1 protein-coding gene is annotated in these 1971 nt (G+C 49.0%); it reads left to right on the forward strand.

The window, feature by feature from the left end; genetic code table 11:
* Positions 1-336: 336 nt before the first annotated feature.
* Positions 337-1971 (forward strand): EF-hand domain-containing protein (locus tag AC1DLB_RS28790; RefSeq protein ID WP_477786168.1); only part of this gene is annotated, 1635 nt, incomplete at its 3' end.

Consider the following 1971-nt stretch of genomic DNA (forward strand, 5'->3'; position numbering starts at 1 on the left):
CTTCAATACTATGATGTGATTAGTCCTGCTAATGTAAGGCGTGGAGATATCGTCCTCTGGATTAACGCAACGTCCAATCATGAAAATAAGACGTTAAATCATACGGGGATTGTCGAGTTTTATGACAGCACATTAGACTCTGAGTTTGGCGAGTTCTTTGGGGYACAAAGTTCTGGTCCAGCCACTGCACCATTCGGCGCTTTGGGGAAGGCTTGGTATTGGCCAGTTCCTACAAAGTTTTTGAGAGTTAAAGAGTCGACAAGGACGGGGGGGAATCCAACTCCGACACCTGCCCCTGCACCCGCTCCCGCCCCTGTTCCAGCGACATCGCCGTTAATGAACTTCCAATATCCTTTTAGAAAGGCTGACGGAAAACAGTTCACTGATGCTGAGGAAGTCTACAAAGCACTTGAGGGTGAAAAGTCAGGCCATTACCTACTGGGGAGCAACAAATTTTGGCATGGCGGCATCCACATCAGCGATGCAAGTGCCCCACAATGCGTACTGAATGAGCCGATACGCTGCATGGCCGATGGCGAAGTCGTTGCGTATCGCCTTAACGAGGATTATTTGGAGTCGACCTTCGGTGACAACGAGAAAAAGCTGAAATATTCCAACTCCTTCTGCCTGGTGCGTCACGAGTACAAGTCGGCACCCAATCCGGAAGAAGGGCCGAACAAAGGCAAGCAAAACAAGCTGAACTTCTACAGTCTGTATATGCATTTGTTGCCTTATAAGCGCTACCCGCTATCCGAGGAAGAAACACCAAAACCCAAAGTGACCATGAAGGTAAATGACTTCAAGGCATACGACGAGTTTCCCGAAACAAGCAGCGTTCAGTCACCCGGAAAACTGGCTATGGGCACCAAGCTTGAGGTGCTGGAGGAGAGACGCGTCGGTAACGTCACCTATGCCAAAGGAAAAATTCTTTCTGGCAGTGTAAAGAACGGGTCGCACAAAGTTCGTGAAGCAGGGAGAGAGGTCTGGTTCGCCTATTTGAAGAATGATGCACCTTACCAAAACTCCCAACCTAAACGTATTTGGCTCGCGGACGATGTTCCACAGCGTGCGAAGCCAAAGTATTGGCAAGGGAAAGTAAAAGCTAGGACGTGCAAACGCTTGGCGATGTATGCCGCACCAGCGAGCTCTACGAATGGGCAACCTGCAGGTGCGCGTATAGAAGAAAGTCGAGAGATAACGGTCAGCAGCACTATTGCGTTCGATAGCAAAGATGTTGTGAGCCTGGTTCTCGACAACAAATTGCGGCGAATGGCCCCATGTACACCGGTGGTAGCTAGCATATGGACAGGCACGGGGAACGTACCAGCAAATTTCTGGGCCATTGTCGAAAACGATCCGGATAGCCAGTACGTGCAGTGGGAGACGCTCACGCCTACAGAGTTTGAGGTTGTGACGACTAGCATTGGAATCAAGGCTGGCGACCCGATCGGTTACTTGGGTAAAACTGAAAATCTCGTCGACGAACAGGGCATGACGGACAGTAAATTCCAAGTTCATGTTGAGATATTCAGCGCCGAAGCCGACGTTAATGATTTCCTCGATAACGTCGCCGGTTTGAAAATTGGTAGGCAGTACCTGCATTTACCGGTAGGTACGCAGCTTAAGAAAAAATTGCCCGCTACCGGGACGAGTGATCCTTCCAAGAATGAGCATGCTATCGACTTGGGTAAGGTGCCAGTTGTCAAGGAGGGCAGCGAGGATTGGTATGAAGTCTCCGTCATTGAGGACGATCAACCGATTTCCGGATTGATAAAAAAATCTGACGCGAAAATGATCACTCCACACGATTGGAAGAAAATGGGCTTTCAAATTGTGGAGGAAAGTAACCCGAAAGCCGATGGCTTTCTTGATCCTGAGGATATGCCCCAGTTCTTTAAGGATCTTTTCAAGAAAATAGACAAAAACGGTGATGGTGAAGTAGAACCTACTGAGCTTGCTGAGGCATTGAAG

The organism is Pseudomonas sp. 05N434 (assembly GCF_056396965.1).